Raw genomic sequence first — 17,810 nt, forward strand, 5'->3', positions numbered from 1 at the left:
AAAGCCTCATATCGAGCAAGCCTTAGGCGACCTGGATGAGGTGACAATTGTTGTATATGAGCCCTCTGACCAGTATTAATTTTGACGTTTTATTGACCCTTTTTTTGACATTTATTGTCAAAAATGTGGTTTTAAATGGTTTTTGTGAATATTGAGTGCTAGATTTTGATCAGTATTGTCATTTTCTAGAGTCAGGGGTGTGTTTGATGCTCATTGAGATGAGTGTGGCCAATTTTCGATCATTTCGTGGGGAGCAGACGTTTAGCTTGGTGAAAGGCAAGGGTGATGAATTACTGTCCACCAATACGTTTGCGTCGACTGCGGTCAACAATATCGAATTGCTGCGTTCGGCAGCTATTTATGGCCCCAATGCCAGTGGCAAATCCAATCTCTTGTTAGCGTTGGGCACCATGAAGCAGGTCGTGCTGGAATCGGCGGCCAATCTGCAGCGGGGCGATAAGTTGCCGGTTATGCCGTTTCGCCTAAGCGCGGAAACGCGCCAACAGCCCAGCGAGTTTGAAGTGACCTTCGTAGTTGGGAGTGTGCGCTACCAGTATGGTTTTGCCGCCAGTACCGAGCGCATTCATGAGGAGTGGTTGTTAGCCTATCCGAAGGGCCGTGCCCAGCGCTGGTTTGGTCGTGCTTGGAACGTTGAAGAACAACGTTATGATTGGGAGCTGGGCAGCAATCTAACCGGGGAAAAGCAGCTTTGGCAAAAGTCCACCCGTGCAAATGCGCTCTTTTTATCTACCGCTGTACAGCTTAATAGTGAACAGCTACAGCCTATTTTCGACTGGTTTAACAATACGCTTCGCCTGGCTAATGTAGGAGGTTGGGGGCCTGGGTTCAGTGCCTCACTGTGCGAAGACAGTAGCAAATCAAAAGTGATGGACTTTTTGCGCGCTGCAGATTTGCATATCGACGATATTGTGGTTGAGTCCAAGCCATTTGATGTTGAAACGCTGCCGGAAGGAATGCCGGAACCCCTACGCGATGTTATCGTTGGCAATATGAAGGATAAAACGATTCTTGATATTAAAACGGTGCATAAGGATAGCGACGGTAAGGCGGTTACGTTTGATTTTGAAGACGAGTCTGACGGCACGCAAAAGCTATTTTCTTTCGCCGGGCCCTGGATCGACTCGCTGACTAACGGCTATGTTCTGTTTATTGATGAGCTTCACGATAATCTCCACCCGCGCTTGGTGCAGTTTCTGGTGCAGCTGTTTCATAACCCAGAGACCAACCCGAATAATGCACAGTTGGTGTTCACTACTCACGAAACATCTATCCTGAACCAAGAAGTATTTCGGCGTGATCAAATCTGGTTCTGCGAGAAGGACGCGAGCCATGCGACAGCGTTGTATCCGCTGACAGATTTTAGCCCGCGCAAGGGGCGCGAAAATTTGGAACTGGCTTATCTTTCCGGGCGCTATGGTGCTTTACCCTTTATTCGGTCGCTAGAGCGGGCCAGTTGATGGGTACGGATAATCTGTTTCATAAACGTAAAGCAAAAAGCGCTAAAGGGTTACAGCGCCGTGCAGCAAAGCGCGATGCGTATGCCAAAGTGCTGATTGTCTGTGAGGGAGAAAAAACTGAGCCTCACTACTTCCATGGTCTTAGAAATTACTACGGGCTGAATACGGCCAATGTAGAAGTGTCTGGTGAAAGTGGCTCAGACCCAAACAGCGTGGTGAGATTTGCAAAGCAACGCTTTCGAGAAGAAAAGGACGCGGGTGATGCCTTTGATAAGGTATTTTGTGTGTTCGATAAGGATACTCACCATCACTATGGTGAGGCGCTGGGTTCAATAGCGGCTGCACAGCCCCGCGACACCTTCATCGCTATTAACTCAGTACCCTGTTTCGAGTATTGGTTGTTGCTACATTTTGTTTATAGCACTAAGCCGTATGTGGCTTTATCGGGCAACAGCGCGGGAAACCAAGTGCTCTCTGAGCTTCAAGCTTATCTGCCAGCTTATGAGAAAGGTTCGGAAGATATCTTTATGAGTTTGCTGGGGCAGTTGGAGTTTGCGAAGAGTAACGCCGAGCGCTCACTGCGCCAAGCGGAGGCTAGTGGAACTGACAACCCGACGACCCGAATACATGAGCTGGTAGGTTTTTTACAGACGATCAATCAACCGATATGACACACAATAATACGCATAGATGTGGGAAGGGTGAACTTGTCTGAATACACAGAAGTAGAACAGCCGTTTCTGCAACAGTTGCTGGCGTTGGGTTGGGACGTCATTGACCAGGGGCAGGAAATTCCGTCCGACCCGACCCGAAGCCATCGCGTCAATTTTCGTCAGTGGTTACTGCCAGAGGTATTCAACCGTGCAGTAGCGGCGCTCAATGTTGGTATCGAAAAGGACACTTGGCTGACTAATAAGCAGCTACTGGATTTGCACGAACAGCTGTTGCGCCAACCGAATCGCACGTTGCTAGAAGCCAATGAGGCCGTGCAGAAGTCGCTGTTAAAAGCCCAGGTAGACGCCAACGAAGAGACCGGTGAACAAGATCCTGTCGTTCGTCTGTTTGACTTTGATTCCCCTGAGAACAATCACTTTCTGGCTATCAATCAGTTTCGTATTGATACCCCCGGCTGCGTCAAACAGTTCATCATTCCGGATGTTGTGCTGTTCGTGAACGGTCTTCCGCTGGCTGTGGTGGAGTGCAAAAAGGGTGGCCCCAATTGTGCTAACCCCATGGCTGAGGCTTATAGCCAACTTCAGCGCTATATGAACCGGCGTGAAGATACCGCTCGCCAGGGATTGAAAGAGGGTGAACCCCGGCTGTTTCATAGCAACCTATTGCTGATCCGCACAAGTGGCGTGAAAGCCGACTACGGCACGATCACCTCCGGCGAGGAGCATTTTTACCCCTGGAAAGTAGGTGATTCAAAAAAGAACAGATCCGGTGAGAATGCCGCAGCCGAGAGTCTGAACCAGCAACAGCAACTGATTAGTGGCATGCTCAATAAAGCTAATCTGCTGCGGATTTTACGTACCTCGTCAGTGTTTATGGATACTGACGAAGGTTCGCGCATTAAAGTGGTGTGTCGCTATCAGCAGTTCCGTGCGGCGAATAAGATCATCGAGCGACTGCGCAATGGCCAAACCGTAGAGGATCGAAGCGGGGTGGTTTGGCACACCCAGGGCTCGGGTAAAAGCCTGACAATGGTATTTGTGGCGCGGATGATTCGTGCCTCGAAAGATTTATACGATTACAAGTTGGTACTTATTAATGATCGCACTGATCTGGAAGAGCAACTGGCAGAAACCGCGGCCTTGATTGGGGGGCGGGTGAATGTGATTGAGAGCCGCCAAGCGTTACGCTGTGACCTAGCCACTGACCAGTCCGACGTTAATATGGTAATGGCGCACAAGTTTCAGGTTGCCGACCAGAGCCTGCCGCTGTCGGTTGCCGAAGCCTTGGGCACGTATCAAGCGATTCCGAGCAAGAGTACGTTCGGTGTGGTCAATTCATCGAGCCGCATATTGCTGATGATTGACGAGGCCCACCGTACTCAAAGTTCAGAGTTGGGCGAGAACATCTTCGAGGCCTTCCCGAACGCTGCACGCATTGCCTTTACCGGCACCCCGTTAATCACCGAGCGTCATGGCGAGAAACGCACGGTTAAACGCTTCGGTGACTACATTGATAAATACAGGCTGATGGACGCAGTAGAGGATGGCACGACGTTGCAGATTCTCTATGAGGGGCGTACTTCGGATGCTGCACTGAACGAGAAGCATGCTTTCGAAACCAAGTTCGAAAATTTATTTAAGGATCGCTCCGAAGAAGAGCTGCTGGCCATTAAGAAAAAGTACGGCGCTACGGGGGACATTCTAGAGGCTGAGCAGCGAATTGAGGCGATAGCGAAAGATATGGTCGCGCATTACCTAGCGCATATTTTTCCGAATGGCTTTAAAGCACAAGTGGTGTGCCACTCCAAACTGGCGGCAGTGCGTTACCAGAAAGCTATTCACCGGGCGCTTGCAGAGACAGTGGCAAAGCTGCGTGCTGAACCTGTACCCGATGAGGAACGAATTCGCCGCATCCAATTCATCAAAGCGGCCGTCGTACTTTCTAGCGATGGCACTAACGAGGCCGCCTACATCTCAGAAGCTCGCAAGCAGGCCCGGGCCTGGAATGCAGTAGAAAATTTCTGTAGACCCTTTGCTTTCGACGACCCGGATAAGCCTTATAGCGGCATCGCCTTTCTGGTCGTGTGCGACATGCTGCTGACAGGTTTTGATGCGCCTATTGAGCAGGTTATGTACCTGGATAAAAAAATTCGTGAGCACACGCTGTTGCAAGCTATTGCCCGAACCAATCGGGTGAAAAAAGGTAAGCAACGCGGCTATGTGGTGGACTATGTAGGGCTAACCCACAGGCTTACCGAAGCATTAACGCTGTATGCCACTACGGATGAGCAGCAGGAACTCGCCAGCGGCCTGAAGAATATCACTTCTGAAATGCCTGTATTGCAAGAGCGCTATCAGCGACTGTTGCAGCTGTTTGCTAATCATCATGTGGCCAGTGTGCAAGCGTTCGTAGAGGGCAAGTTGCCGGATGTTGAAGACGATGCCTCAGTCGTGCATGCGGCTGTTACACTGCTTAAGGACGAGAAGCTGAGAGCGGATTTTGATGTTTACCTGAAAAAGTTCTTGAGCAGCCTGGATATTATTTTGCCTCATCCTGCTGGTCAGGCGTATCGCGTACCTGCCAAACGACTAGGCTATATTCAACGCGTGGCCAAAGAACGATACAAGGACGACTCACTGAGTCTGGGTGATGCAGGACAGAAGGTACGCGATTTAATCAATGAGCACCTTATCAGCTTGGGTATTAATCCTAAGGTGCCTCCGGTGGAGCTGCTGTCTGAAGATTTTCTGGATCAGTTAAACGCACACTCAGGCGATAATGCCGAAGCTAAAGCCAGTGAGATGGAGCATGCTATTCGCAAGCATTGCACTGTGCATCACGATGAAGATCCAGCGTTTTATAAAAGTCTCGCGGAGAAAGTAGAGCAACTGATTGATCGCCACCAAGGCGAGTGGGATAAGCTTGCTGAAGAGCTGGTGAAACTGCGTAAAGTTGCGTCACAAGGCCGACAGGCTGGCGAGGAGGGGATGAGTAAAGAGGCGACCACTTTTTACGAGCACGTTGCCTTGGAGGCTTTCGACGAAGGCAAAATACCTGCCAGTGCACAGCCAAAGGTTAAAGCACTCATGGAAGCGATTGTAGAAACCTTGCAACAGAGCATCGGAAGCATCGATTTTTGGCACAATGCCGACAAGCAGAAGCGTACTAGAAGCGAGATTAAAACGGCGCTTACGCTCACTGGAATCGACGAGTTGAAAACCAGCCGAGAACGCCTTGCGATTGAAATTATGAAATTGGCCAAAAATCGGCACGAGGCTTTACTCAGCGGCGCTAAGAACGAAGGGAATCAGCCATGATCGCAAGAAAAGTAAGGGATATTGAGTATCATCTGCTTCCCAGCAGCACCCGGAAAACCACCGATATTGTGATTGAGCGTAACGGGCAGGTGGTGGTGCGTCCCCCGGTTAACTACTCGCTGGAGCAGGTGGATGCACTGGTGGTCAGCAAGCGGCTATGGATTTACCGCAACCTTGCAGAATGGAGAGATCTAAATGCCACCGCCGTTACCCGTGAATGGGTCAACGGTGAAACGTTTCTGTACCTTGGCGGCGCTTATCGGTTGGCTTTGGTATCACATCAGGATAAGCCGTTAAAACTCAAAGAAGGCCGCTTTTGCCTGAGCCGTGAACTCATCGAAACGGGTGGTACTGCTTCGGCAAGAGCCGCTTTCGAAAATTTCTATAGCGAAAAAGGCCAGCAGCGCTTTACTGATAGGGCGGCTTTTTTCGCCCCCAAAGTGGGCGTCGAAAATCCTGCTATTAAAGTGAAGGATATGGGCTACCGCTGGGCCAGTTGTGGCCGCAGTGGCACGCTGAATTTTCACTGGAAATGCATGATGGCCCCACCACGAATCATCGACTACATCACCGTCCACGAGCTTTGCCACTTTCACCACCGCAATCATTCAGACGCTTTTTGGAATGAGGTTGATAAAGTCCTCCCCGACTGGCGTGAGCGTAAAGAATGGCTTCGCAAGCGCGGAGCAGGTTTAGATATATGAGCGTAGATGTGTTTTTTGGCATTGAGGCTACCCCTTGGCATTGAGGCTACCCCTTGGCATTGAGGCTACCCCACATACATCTATTCTGCATTTTGTTTAAACATCGTATTTTCTTAAATACCGAAAATTTACTATAAATCAGCGCTTATATTGCGTCGGGCAGTAGCCCCGTAGCACATCGGGTGAACGCAATGCGGTATGTTTGGTGGCGCGGCCGGCGACGCGCTTACGCCATAGGCGAAAGGAAGCCGGTTTTAGCTGATCGCGCATCACTTCAATCACATCGGGTTCGGCAAGGCCATAGAGCGTTTCGATGGCTTCAAACGGTGTGCGGTCTTCCCAGGCCATTTCGATAACGCGCGACTGTTCGTCATCTGGCAAGCGGCGAAAGCGCTTAACGGGGGCTTTTGGCATCTTTCAATTCGTTCAATGGGGTTAGGCGGTGTGCGTTGTAGCGTTGTTTAACATACCAGCGCAGCGCATCAATCACGATAAAAACCGCAAGGCTGACGCCCAATACAGGCAGCGCCATGCCCAGCGCAAGAGCGACAAGCAGTACGCTTAGTTTGGCCGTGGTAGGCAGCATTAGCCAGGGCTCAGCCACCGTGGGAAAGCGCTGACCGCTTAGCGTGTGCAGTCGCCGCCATGCCATCAAATAGCCCCATACTATCAATGTCACAAGCCCCGCAGCGACCAATGCCAGCATGACTTGATTAACGATGCCAAACAGCACCCCCATATGCAGATCAATCCCCCAGCGGGTGAGCTTGGCTGCCAAAGGAAACGTGTTGAAGTCGGTTTGATCGGTCACTGCCATGCTATGCGGATCCAGCGCTACTTGGTCTACTTGGGTAGGCCACTGGCGGTCAATTTCGGCTACCCGCCATGCCTGTTGGGGGCCACTTGGGGGTGTTAGCTGGAGTCGTGCAGCGTTGATGCCCGCCTCACGCGCAGCACTCAGCGCCCGATCAAAGTCGTCTAACGTGATGGCTGTGGACACCATGGCCATGTGGCCGCGATGTTCTGCATGTTCATCGTGTGGTTGGGTATCGGTATCGATCAGCGCTGTTGAGGCGCTTGGCGTACTCCAGCCCCATGCATGCCGTAACTCGGCAATATTGCTGCCCGCCCACTGTGACCAAGTAAGCCCTGTGGCGGAAAAGAACAGGACCCCGAGCGATAAGACCCATCCAAGCGTTGCGTGGCGTCGGCGGGCTGTATGAGGCCTTGAACGCGCTTTTAGCGTGCGGCGTTGCCAAATCCACAGCATTACGCCACCCAGCGCGGCAACCCAGAGCCATGAGGCAGCCAGTTCACTATACAGACGGCCCATATCGCCCATTAATAGCTGGCGGTGAAAGTGATCGATTGTGGTGCGCAGTGGCAAGATGCCGCTGGTGCCGTAGACCGTTGTATCACCGGTCACTGCCAGGGAAATGGGGTCAACGAATACAGCACGGTGTTCCGAGGGGCCCAGGCCTGGCTCGCTAAACATCAGCCGGGTGGTGTCGCCTAGCGCCGGAGCTGGACGTACCGCACTGGGTAAGGTGGGGGCGCCTAGATAACGCTGCCCCGCAGCGATCTGTTTGGCAAGCGGTTGAGGCTCACCCTGAGTAACGCCATATAGGGTGTCATGGTAGAACCACTCTTCAAGTGGCGGGCTCAGCAAGTAAGCAATGCCGGATAATGCCGCGATAAGAATAAAAGGACCGATAAAGAGGCCAATATATAAGTGTAGGCGGCTAATTAGGGCAAAAAGCAGTTTACTGGTGCGGGTAGGGGAGCGGGCTGTCATTGGCTTGAATCCGAGTGGTATCGGTAAAATAGTCAGACAGCTTAGGTAGTTTACTTAGCGATCGCTAGCCTTGAGGCAGCGGTAAAAAGTCACACGTTTAACGGCTTGAAGGTGCTGGCTTGGCGGCTAGCAGTGCACGAAATAATCCATTCATCAGCACCGGCTCATCGTGGCGAATCTGGAACCCAGCCTCGCTGAGCAGTGACTGCGCTTGGCGGGTAATATCGGTTGCCAGTGCCGAGGTGAATAGGTTGAGAGTGCGCCTGCCTACACCTGCCAATTGAGCATCGGGTTGGAATTTATCCATTACACACAGTTGACCGCCTACTTTTAGTACCCGGTTTGCTTCGGCCAGCCCTCGCTGTGGGTCAGGCATAACCGCCAGAATCAAGTGCATCACCACTACATCAAAGTGTTCGTCGGGGTAGCTGAGTGCCTCGGCATCCATCACATCACACTCCACATCGCGGCGCAGTGCCTCGGCCCGTTTTGCGGTGCGTTTCACCATGGCAGGTGCAATATCGGTGGCGTGCACTTCGATATCATGGGGCAGAAAAGGTAAGTCTAACCCCGTTCCGGCGCCTACCAATAGCACTCGCATACCGGGCTCCCAGTCCACTTGGCCAAGTGCGATCCGTCGTGGCCGGCGAAACGCACGGGCGGCGACCGCATCGTAGAAGGGGGCGTAAGCGGTATAGCGTAGGCGGTTCCATGCGGTGGTGTTGAACATAACGCCTCTTTGCAGCGCAACGCTGCGATTGCGGAACGGCGGGTGTTGGCTCCTAACATCAGACTACCTATAGCATGAAAGCGATCATTCAACCAATCGCGAGAGCTCATGTTATGTCACTCATTTTATAAGGCCAGTGCTATAAATTTTATATATGTCAGCCATGTTTAATTCACTTTTTAACGTATAAGATGGCAGGGTGTATATCTCTCTATGTAGATATAAATAATGATTTTTAATTTTCATTAAAATAATAATAACGCAAGTTTGTCATTAGCTATCATCACCCTTTCTGAAAGCGTGCGGCTAGGTTTTCAACAATATCTATAACGAGCTTGCGATCATTTTGATTTAAAGGGGCTAAGAGGGTTTTCATTCTACTTGACTGATCATCGATATGAAAACTTGCTTGGCCAAGTAGCTCCGCAGCTTCGCAGTTGAAAATTTCAGCAAGCTCGATTAAGCGCACAATATTGGGTATCACCCGCCCGCGCTCAATGCGTGAAACGGCTTCATTGCCAACACCTAAGCGCTCAGCAACTTCTTCCTGGGTTAATTGACTGCGAACCCGCTGTTTTGCAATGGCCCGGCCAATACTGCCCGCAAGCCGTTTCTGTTCTGTTTTATTCACAATGCCCTCCATTAGACCTAGATGGTTGAGGAACGACCTATTGACATGAAGGACTGTTTAGGTTGAATATCATCTTCTAAGGTTGATTTGGATGCCGATAGTTACTTTCTGTTTCATTAGATTACTCTCTGAAATGTGTGGCGCAGCGATGGGAAGTTAATTGGGTGTCCAAATAAGCATAAGTACTTAGGTGTATATGGCTGCATGGATGAAGAACCTACAGCTATGATTTTAATAGCTGAACGTGTATCGGTAGGCATAATAGTTGAAAGGCTTTAAAGATTAATGTTTGAGTGGTTTTAGTCTTTTGGAAATTTGTTTAAGGGTTTAAGCGCGAAAAATTTTTAAGTATTGAGTGGTTTTTCATTTAGAGGTTCTAGCATTGGATCAGTTGCCGGAAGCGTTAATGGGGCGACAGGTGTGTTTTTTCAAAGAAACTTTTCAGGATGAGCGAGAGAAGCTTGATGTGTAAATCTGAAGGCGCTTAATAACATGCCACCTACTTCTGCACCAGAGATTTTTCGACAGTTGGCAGATAAGTTGTCCTGCGTCAGTGAAGAGGGATTTTTTCAGCACCTTGCGAGATCCTTGGCGGATATCCTTGGGGTTGATCATGCCGTTGTTGAACATGTCGATAGCCACCAGAGCATTGTAACCACGCTGGCAGCATGGTCGCAGGGTGAGTTCATTGAGACGGCTCCGTATGCGCTACGAGGCACGCCATGTCAGCAGGTCGCTGATCACTCACGCCTGTTTGTTGGCTCCCAAGTTTGCGAGCAGTTTCCAGATGATCAGCGCTTGGCTGCCCTGGGGGCGGAGGGGTATTTGGGCCTCTCTATCGCACCCCCTGATGGCGGTGTTTTGGGCGTTATTTCGCTGATGCACTCTTCTGTTTTGGGGCTTCCTGCGTATGCCGATGAAGTGCTACGTATCGCTGCGGCGTTAGCGGGCGTCGAGTTGGCGCGTCAGTTAGCAGAGAGTCAGACGCGCGAACGTCTGCTCTATAATCAGCGGGCGTTGCAGCGCATTGGTCAACGCAATGAAGCACTGATCAACACTATTAATGCTCAGCAACGTTTTCAACATGCCGTTGTCAGCGTAGCGACTGCTGTTTCGGCTGAAAATGGTGAAGCGTTTCTGCATCAGCTGACCATCCATATGGCTGAGGCGTTATCCGCTGAAGTGGGGTTTATTGCACTGCTGGACAAGCAGGATTCCGATATCGCGCGTACCTTAACGCTGTATGTAAACGGCCAGCTCCAGAGCAATTTTGATTACTATCTCCCCGGCGTTCCCTGCCACAAGGTGATGCTGGAGCAGGAGTGTATCGTGCACGAGGGCGCCGCCATTATGCTGCCTGCTGAAAGCAACGGGGCGCTGTCTTGGGTAAACGGCTATGTAGGTCGACGGCTGGATGATAGCCATGGTCAGCCCATGGGGCTGATTGGCGTCATGTTTAAAAAGCCGCTGGACGATGTGGAGGTTGTGCGCAACGTATTGCAGATATTTGCCGCACGGGCGGCGTCCGAACTTGAACGCCAGCAAGACGAAGTACGTATACGCCAACTCGCCTTTTGTGACCCCGGCACTCAATTGCCCAATCGCGCTGCCTTTATGCGTCATTTAGAGTGGGTGGTTGCTGATACCCAGACCTCTGAACTGGCGCTACTGTTGTTAGATCTTAACCATTTCAAAGAGATTAACGACACCGCTGGGCACGACCTGGGTGATTTAGTCCTTAAAGCCGTTGCCGAGCGCTTTGTAGCCGCATTAACGGAGGGGCAGTATCTGGCCCGGTTAGGTGGTGATGAGTTTGTAGTAGTTTGCCCAGGCGTCGAGGCAAACGGCGCGTTAGCCACCGCGCAGCGGTTGTGTGACAGTATCGCGCTGCCGTTTATTGTGGAGCAGCACTCTTTCGAGCTTTCCGTGGGCATCGGCCTCGCGCTTTATCCCCAGCATGCGGCAACGCCATTAGAGCTGCTGAAACACGCCGACATTGCCATGTACCAAGCCAAACGGCAGAAGCTTTCCGTGTGTGTATTTGAGCCTTGGATGGAGCGTGTCGTCGCTGAACAGCTGCATATCGCCAAACGCTTAGCGTTTGCCATTGCAGAAAAACAGCTGAGCCTGCACTTTCAGCCCCAGGTCGATTTACACAGCGGAAGGCTGATTGGTGCTGAAGCCCTTTGTCGTTGGCACGATGAGGAGCTGGGCGACGTTTCGCCGGGTAAATTTATTCCTATTGCAGAGGAGCGCGGCATGATCGTTGCGCTCGGCAGTTGGGTAATAGAGGAAGCTTGCAGGCAGCTGGCTGCATGGCGAGATCAGGGACACACAATGCCGGGACAGTTGGCGATTAATATTGCCGCCCAACAATTTGAAGAGGAGGACTTAGTCGCCAGTGTGCTCAATCGCTGTGTCCAATTTGGCATTGAAGCGTCACAACTGAGTCTGGAAATTACCGAAAGTGGCATCATGGAGAATCCTGAAAAAGCGATTGCTATAACCGAAGTGTTAAAGAGCAAAGGGCTAGGACTGTCCATTGATGATTTTGGCACCGGGTATTCGTCGCTTGCCTATTTAAAGCGCTTCGCTGCTGACAAAATTAAAATCGACATCTCCTTTGTTAGAGATATGCTTACCAGTGACAATGACCGTGTCATTGTGGCGACTATTATTGCCATGGCGAACACGCTAGGCCTTGAGACCATTGCAGAAGGCATAGAGAATCAAGACCAAATCACCGCGTTGCTGGCAATGGGCTGTGCTCAAGGGCAAGGTTACTGCTTTGACCGGCCATTGACAGCCGACCAGTTCTCCCAGCGCTGGCTTCGCTAAATCTGCAAGTCGACTTTGCCTTAAGCATTTGCGAAGAGCCCCGCCAAGCTGCTATCTATACAAGCTGAGCTATACTAGACAACCAAGGAAAATAGCGCCTGTTCACGCGGCTAAGCGACGTGGGCAAGTTCTAATTTTTGCCTCAGTCCTTTCAAAAAGCCCGGTCAGTCAGGGTGCCAAGTAGTCTAGACTCATGCTATACCTAAGCTGTAATCTCATCTTCATATGCGCTCACGGTGTGTGCATTAGCGATGGTGAGCAATAGCAAAAGGACGCATTTAGCTGATCGAATGGACTCTATCGTATGTCGGTTCGGCAAATAAGCGAATTTGAATTCAGTCAAAGGATTGTACAGGAGCATTACGCTAAATGAGTGGATCGACCCCGCGAAATAAACCTTCACGTCGCAAAGGTTTTTTGTCAGTAGCCGTGCTAGGCGGGCTACTGGTTGGAAGTCTCCCTGTTGAGGCTTTGGCGTTTGGCTTCGATGATGTCGCCAAAAAAGCAGAGGAACTCGCCCAGCAGGGCTACCGGGCTCCAGAAACGACGTTACCCAATGAACTGCGCGAACTCAGCTATGCAGAGTATTCGCAAATACAGTACAAGCGAGATCGCGACGTATGGAGCGGTAATAACGCACCGTTTACGCTGAGTTTTATTCATGAAGGGATGCATTATGACAGTGCCATCCAACTCAACAGTATTGACCAGGAGGGCGAGGTTCATGGTTTTGCTTACAACCCAGACGACTATACTTACGGTGATTTAGACATCTCCGACGATGTTAAGCAGAGCGATGGCCTGGGTATCGCTGGCGTCAGAATCAACCACTCACTCAATGGTGTTGATAGTAATGAGGTGATGGTATTTCTAGGCGCAAGTTATTTTCGCGCCGTGGGCAGTGGCCAGGTTTACGGTCTTTCAGGGCGTGGGTTGGCCGTTGATACGGGATTATCTTCGGGCGAAGAGTTCCCCCGTTTTAGCGAAATTTGGATCGTCGAACCAAGCCCAGAAAGTCAGTACTTGACGATTTTTGCCCTGCTGGACTCGCCTAGCGTTACCGGTGCGTACCGCTTCGTGCTACGTCCCGGAGAAGATGCCTTAGTCGACGTACAGTCACGGCTCTATCTGCGTCGGGCAGTTGAGAAGTTGGGAATTGCACCGCTAACCAGTATGTATCTCTACGGCCCGGAGCAGCCCTCATCGACACAACACTATATCCCGGCAATTCATGACTCGAATGGCCTATTAATCGATGATGCCCAGAATGGCTGGCTATGGCGCCCGCTAGCCAATCCGGCCAAATTAATGATGAATAGACATGCAACGCCTCAGTTACGCGGTTATGGCCTGATGCAGCGTGGCCACAACTTTAGCGATTATCAGGATATTGACGCACGTTATGATCTGCGTCCAAGCGCCTGGGTTCAGCCACAAAACGAATGGGGGGCGGGTAGCGTTGAGCTGATTCAGATTCCGACTGACAACGAGACCAACGATAATATCGTTTCGATGTGGCTGTCTGATGAACCCCATGAGCCGGGCACGCCGCTGGCGTTCGATTACCGCCTTATGTTCACTACTGATGAAAGCCGTCATCTTGATCCTCAGCTTGCCTGGGTTGAAGAGACGCGTCGCTCACGGGGCGAGGTGGTTCGCGATGACTTAGTGCGTGAGCCAGACGGTACACTCGCCTTCGTTCTCGATTTTGTCGGGCCCTCGCTTGAAGGTGTCGGCAACGGTGCCAATATGAGCGTAGAAGCAAGCGTTGGCGATAATGGCGAATTGGCTAATAGTCGCGTCGTTCAAAATCCAGCCACTAACGGCTGGCGTGTGTTTGTCAACGTGAAGCGCAATAATGGCAGCCAGCCTTTGGATATCAGGGCCAAGCTAATGCTTGATGGCAAGCCATTATCTGAGACTTGGTACTATAGGCTGCCCGCCAATGGTTGAAACAGTCTCTTCTTCGCAGGCAACGCCAACGGATATTTATTTAGAGCGTTTGGCGTTGGAGACCCAGGATCGTGAGGAGCGCTACAAGTTACTGGTCGGTGATCTTGATAAACACGAAATGGCTTCGCTGCATGCGGCGTTAGGCGGGGCTATTGAAGACCAAAGTGACGACAGCAATGACCCGGCGGCATTATCTGTGGGTCGGCGCTTGGCACTTGCCTATGCAGAGCCGCCGCTAGCGCCGCAGGAAGCACTGTCGACGGACACGTCGGGCATTACACGACTGCGCACTGCGCCAGCGATGAAGCGAACGCCGCTGGCCCCTCAACAGTGGTCGACCAATCCTTTTGTGAATATTGGTCGACGTTTCAAGCGCTGGGCTAACGGTGATTTCCGCCGACGCAAAAGAGCGTCACCCTCCGCGTCTTGGAAGTGGGTCGCCTCAAGGCGTCGTTGGATTTTGCTGGTGCTGATTTTTGGTCAAAGTATCATTGCCGCCAATCAGATGCGCACTGTACTCCCCGGCCAAGGCCTGCAGTGGCTTGAGATCACTATCCTATCGTTGTTTGTGCTGCTATTCGCCTGGGTATCCGCCGGGTTTTGGACGGCCTTGATGGGGTTTTTCCAGCTATTACGCCGCCATGACCGTTACGCCATTGATAGCGAGGTGGGTGACGAGCCGATTGATGATGAGGCACGCACAGCGTTGCTGGTGCCCATCTGTAACGAGGACGTTGCCAGGGTATTTGCCGGAGTGCGCGCCACCCTGGAGTCTTTGCGCAGCACGGGTAATGATCGGCATTTTGACATCTTCATCCTGAGTGATACGTCCGATCCCGATACTGCCATCCAAGAAACCTATGCCTGGTTGGTGTTATGCCGCGACCTAGAGGCCTTCGGGCAGGTCTTCTATCGCCGTCGACAGCGTCGTGTGAAACGTAAGAGCGGTAACCTTGACGATTTTTGCCGGCGCTGGGGGGCACTCTATCGCTATATGCTGGTACTGGATGCCGATAGCGTCATGAGTGGTCAATGCCTTACCCGGCTGGTGCAAATGATGGAGGTGCATTCCAAGGTTGGTATTATCCAAACGGCGCCACGCGCTTCCGGACGTCTCAATTTGTACGCTCGCATGCAGCAGTTTGCGACGCGGGTTTACGGGCCACTGTTTACCGCCGGGCTGCATTTTTGGCAGTTAGGTGAGTCGCATTATTGGGGCCATAACGCGATCATTCGCCTAGCCCCGTTTATGCAGCACTGCATCCTAGCGCCACTGCCCGGGAAAGGCTCCATGTCGGGCGAAATTTTATCCCACGATTTTGTCGAGGCAGCGCTGATGCGACGCGCTGGTTGGGGGGTATGGATTGCCTACAAACTGGAAGGCAGCTATGAGGAAATGCCGCCTAACCTGCTTGATGAGCTAAATCGCGACCGGCGCTGGTGCCACGGCAATTTGATGAACTTCCGGCTGTTTTTCTCGCAAGGCATTCATCCCGTGCATCGGGCCGTTTTCCTGACCGGTTTAATGTCTTATCTTTCTGCGCCGCTATGGTGTTTTTTCTTAGTCCTGTCTACCGCACTTTTAGCCGTGCATACGTTTAGCACGCCCGACTACTTTCCTGAGCCGGGGATGCTGTTCCCTGTTTGGCCACAATGGAACCCCACCTTAGCGGTGGGGTTGTTTGGTGTGACGGCGTTACTGCTGTTCTTGCCTAAGCTGCTCAGCGTATTGCTGGTGTGGATACAGGGTAGCCGTCAATTTGGCGGGCCACTCAAGGTGTTAGCGAGCATGGTGCTTGAGTCGCTATTCTCGATGCTATTGGCGCCAGTCAGGATGCTGTTTCACACCCGCTTTGTACTCACGTCATTGATGGGATGGGCGGTTCAATGGCGCTCACCATCGCGGGAAAACAGTGACACGACGTGGGGCGATGCCTTCCGGGCTCATTGGAGCCAAACCTTAATAGGGGCTGTGTGGGCAGCGGGTGTTTACGTTATGGAGCCGACATTTCTGTGGTGGCTCTCGCCCATCGTTTTCGCTTTGATGCTGTCGATCCCGGTATCGGCGCTGTCGAGCCGTGTCTCGTTAGGGCGGTTCTGCTTCCAAAAGCGGCTGTTCCGAATTCCCGAAGAAACGCAGCCGCCACGGGTGCTGCGGCGCATGGTGAGCTTGCTATCCCGCATGAACACAGGAATGGCGGCACCCTCTTTTGCCCAAGTGGTGGTAGACCCCGTGCCAAATGCATTGGCCACTGCCCTAGGCACATTGCGGCACACCGATGCCGAGCCACTACGCCGACGTCGAGCCGAGCGGGTTGCACGCGGAGTAAGGATGGGGCCAGCGGCAATGAGTCGATTAGAGCGTTTGGATTTCCTCGATGACCCGGTGATGCTGTCGCAACTGCACTATCACATTTGGGACGACCGCAAGGCGCACCACAGTTGGTTTGATTGTGGTCTGCCAGGGCGTGAATCCAAGCACCTACCGACCTTTAACTAAGCTTACTAACGCACGTTTAATAACTACCGCATTTGATCAGGCCGGCTGAGAGGCTGGCTTGTATTGCCTATCGCTATTGTCGAGTTGCTCACAACGCTTTCGCATGCAGCGTCTGTGAAGGAGACTCCCCAAACTGCTGCTTATAGTCGTGGGCGAATTGACCCAGATGCCAAAAACCCCAATAGGTGGCTATGCCGGTTACCGATTGCTCCGGTGACGCTGCTCTCAGCGCCCGACGCACGCGATTCAGTCGTGTCAGGCGTAAAAACTGTAGTGGGCTAATGCCTAGAATAGTCGTAAAGCTGTATTGCAGCGTGCGGCGGCTAACGTGGGTTAGCTGGCAAAGCTCCTCCATGGTCACCGGGCCATCCAAGTGCTCATCAACATAGCGCTTAACGCGATCAACCACTTCCTTGCGGTGGGCGTAGCTGGGCGGCAGCTCAGCGCCAGGCTGCTCGGTTTGTAGCAGTTCCAGCAGCGCCATAAGCAGAATATCTTGATGAATATGGCTAGCGATCGCCAGGGTTTGGCAGGTGAGTAAACGTTCGATAAGAAACGACACCGCATTAAGCGTTGCCTTAGTCGCTTGCCGTCGTGGCCTTGCCTGCCAGCTTTTATCCAAGCTTACGCCCTGCCGTTGGGCGGCCTCTGCTAATGCTGGCAACTGAATCACTAACCCGTAAATGTCGAAGTCCTCTGGGGTGACCAGTTCAAAATCCCGCCCTCCGGGGCGGCACATCACCTCGCCCGTGCTAAGCGCTTGACCATTGATACGCGCCCCCTGGCGAGTGGTGGGAAGCCCGATCCACAGTGAGTTAGGCCACACCCGACAGTCCTGACGTAGTGCTTGCCCAGTATGCTCCTTAAACACCTGCATGGTTTCTAATGCCACTTCATCCAAGCGCCCATAGAAGCTGCCAGGGCTAAGCTGGTCGTACTCCTGCTGCCAGCGCGTCAGGTTTTGCGCGTGCTCATCGGCATCAAACGCTTCCTGGACGCATCTTTTTGGTGCAAATGCGCTGTCGAGCGTGGTCATGGGGGGCTCCTCGAGGCGTTATGCGCGCTCAATACTGCTTGGTTAACGCCTTAACTTTCTGTATTTGTTTAAATTTATAAAATATTACCGGGTTTGCCAAAACTCGATACTCGCTATCTATTGATAACGCTATGGTAGAAACAAGCAAGTTTT

At 52.0% G+C, this 17,810-nt stretch carries 12 protein-coding genes; 7 read left to right on the forward strand and 5 right to left on the reverse strand.

Annotated features, from left to right (window positions below; genetic code table 11):
• The first annotated feature begins 206 nt into the window (after positions 1-206).
• The 4 genes from ACT3UM_RS16515 to ACT3UM_RS16530 are packed head-to-tail and all read left to right on the forward strand — an operon-like array spanning position 207 to position 6,174.
• On the forward strand, positions 207-1,478 hold the full coding sequence (locus ACT3UM_RS16515; RefSeq protein WP_498900543.1) for an AAA family ATPase: 1,272 nt from the start codon (positions 207-209) through the stop codon (positions 1,476-1,478).
• On the forward strand, positions 1,478-2,149 hold the full coding sequence (locus tag ACT3UM_RS16520) for an RloB family protein (RefSeq protein WP_498900545.1): 672 nt from the start codon (positions 1,478-1,480) through the stop codon (positions 2,147-2,149). Before ACT3UM_RS16515 ends, ACT3UM_RS16520 begins: the two co-directional genes overlap by 1 nt.
• Positions 2,150-2,185: 36 nt before the next feature.
• Positions 2,186-5,470, forward strand: a complete 3,285-nt coding sequence (locus ACT3UM_RS16525; RefSeq protein WP_498900547.1) for a type I restriction endonuclease subunit R — start codon at positions 2,186-2,188, stop codon at positions 5,468-5,470.
• Positions 5,467-6,174: a M48 family metallopeptidase gene (locus ACT3UM_RS16530; RefSeq protein ID WP_498900549.1), complete on the forward strand. Its 708-nt coding sequence runs from the start codon at positions 5,467-5,469 to the stop codon at positions 6,172-6,174. The genes ACT3UM_RS16525 and ACT3UM_RS16530 overlap by 4 nt, the downstream gene beginning before the upstream one ends.
• 138 nt (positions 6,175-6,312) lie before the next feature.
• On the opposite strand, the gene ACT3UM_RS16535 is transcribed toward ACT3UM_RS16530, so the two are convergent.
• From ACT3UM_RS16535 to ACT3UM_RS16550, 4 genes are all read right to left on the reverse strand, one after another.
• Positions 6,313-6,588, reverse strand: coding sequence for a TIGR03643 family protein (locus ACT3UM_RS16535; RefSeq protein ID WP_498900551.1), 276 nt, complete (start codon positions 6,586-6,588; stop codon positions 6,313-6,315).
• Positions 6,569-7,969 (reverse strand): PepSY-associated TM helix domain-containing protein, encoded by a 1,401-nt coding sequence (locus ACT3UM_RS16540; RefSeq protein WP_498900553.1) that lies wholly within the window; start codon positions 7,967-7,969, stop codon positions 6,569-6,571. Before ACT3UM_RS16540 ends, ACT3UM_RS16535 begins: the two co-directional genes overlap by 20 nt.
• 97 nt (positions 7,970-8,066) lie before the next feature.
• Positions 8,067-8,699, reverse strand: a complete 633-nt coding sequence (locus ACT3UM_RS16545) for a class I SAM-dependent methyltransferase (protein ID WP_498900555.1) — start codon at positions 8,697-8,699, stop codon at positions 8,067-8,069.
• Positions 8,700-8,982: 283 nt separating this feature from the next.
• Positions 8,983-9,330, reverse strand: a complete 348-nt coding sequence (locus ACT3UM_RS16550) for a helix-turn-helix domain-containing protein (RefSeq protein ID WP_498900557.1) — start codon at positions 9,328-9,330, stop codon at positions 8,983-8,985.
• A gap of 492 nt (positions 9,331-9,822) precedes the next feature.
• Between ACT3UM_RS16550 and ACT3UM_RS16555 the strand changes: the two genes are divergently transcribed.
• The 3 genes from ACT3UM_RS16555 (at position 9,823) to mdoH (ending at position 16,621) form a co-directional block, all read left to right on the forward strand.
• Entirely contained in the window at positions 9,823-12,168 is a 2,346-nt protein-coding gene (locus ACT3UM_RS16555; protein WP_498900559.1) for a putative bifunctional diguanylate cyclase/phosphodiesterase, read from the forward strand.
• A 369-nt stretch (positions 12,169-12,537) separates the two neighbouring features.
• A complete protein-coding gene (locus tag ACT3UM_RS16560; RefSeq protein ID WP_498900561.1) occupies positions 12,538-14,121 on the forward strand; it encodes a glucan biosynthesis protein G in 1,584 nt (527 codons plus the stop codon).
• The gene (mdoH, locus tag ACT3UM_RS16565) at positions 14,114-16,621 is read left to right on the forward strand and encodes a glucans biosynthesis glucosyltransferase MdoH (RefSeq protein ID WP_498900563.1); all 2,508 of its coding nucleotides are present in this window, start codon (positions 14,114-14,116) and stop codon (positions 16,619-16,621) included. Before ACT3UM_RS16560 ends, mdoH begins: the two co-directional genes overlap by 8 nt.
• An 88-nt stretch (positions 16,622-16,709) precedes the next feature.
• On the opposite strand, the gene ACT3UM_RS16570 is transcribed toward mdoH, so the two are convergent.
• A complete protein-coding gene (locus ACT3UM_RS16570; RefSeq protein ID WP_498900565.1) occupies positions 16,710-17,657 on the reverse strand; it encodes a helix-turn-helix domain-containing protein in 948 nt (315 codons plus the stop codon).
• Positions 17,658-17,810: the final 153 nt, after the last annotated feature.

This window comes from Halomonas sp. AOP13-D3-9 (assembly GCF_052379125.1).
Classification (GTDB): domain Bacteria; phylum Pseudomonadota; class Gammaproteobacteria; order Pseudomonadales; family Halomonadaceae; genus Vreelandella.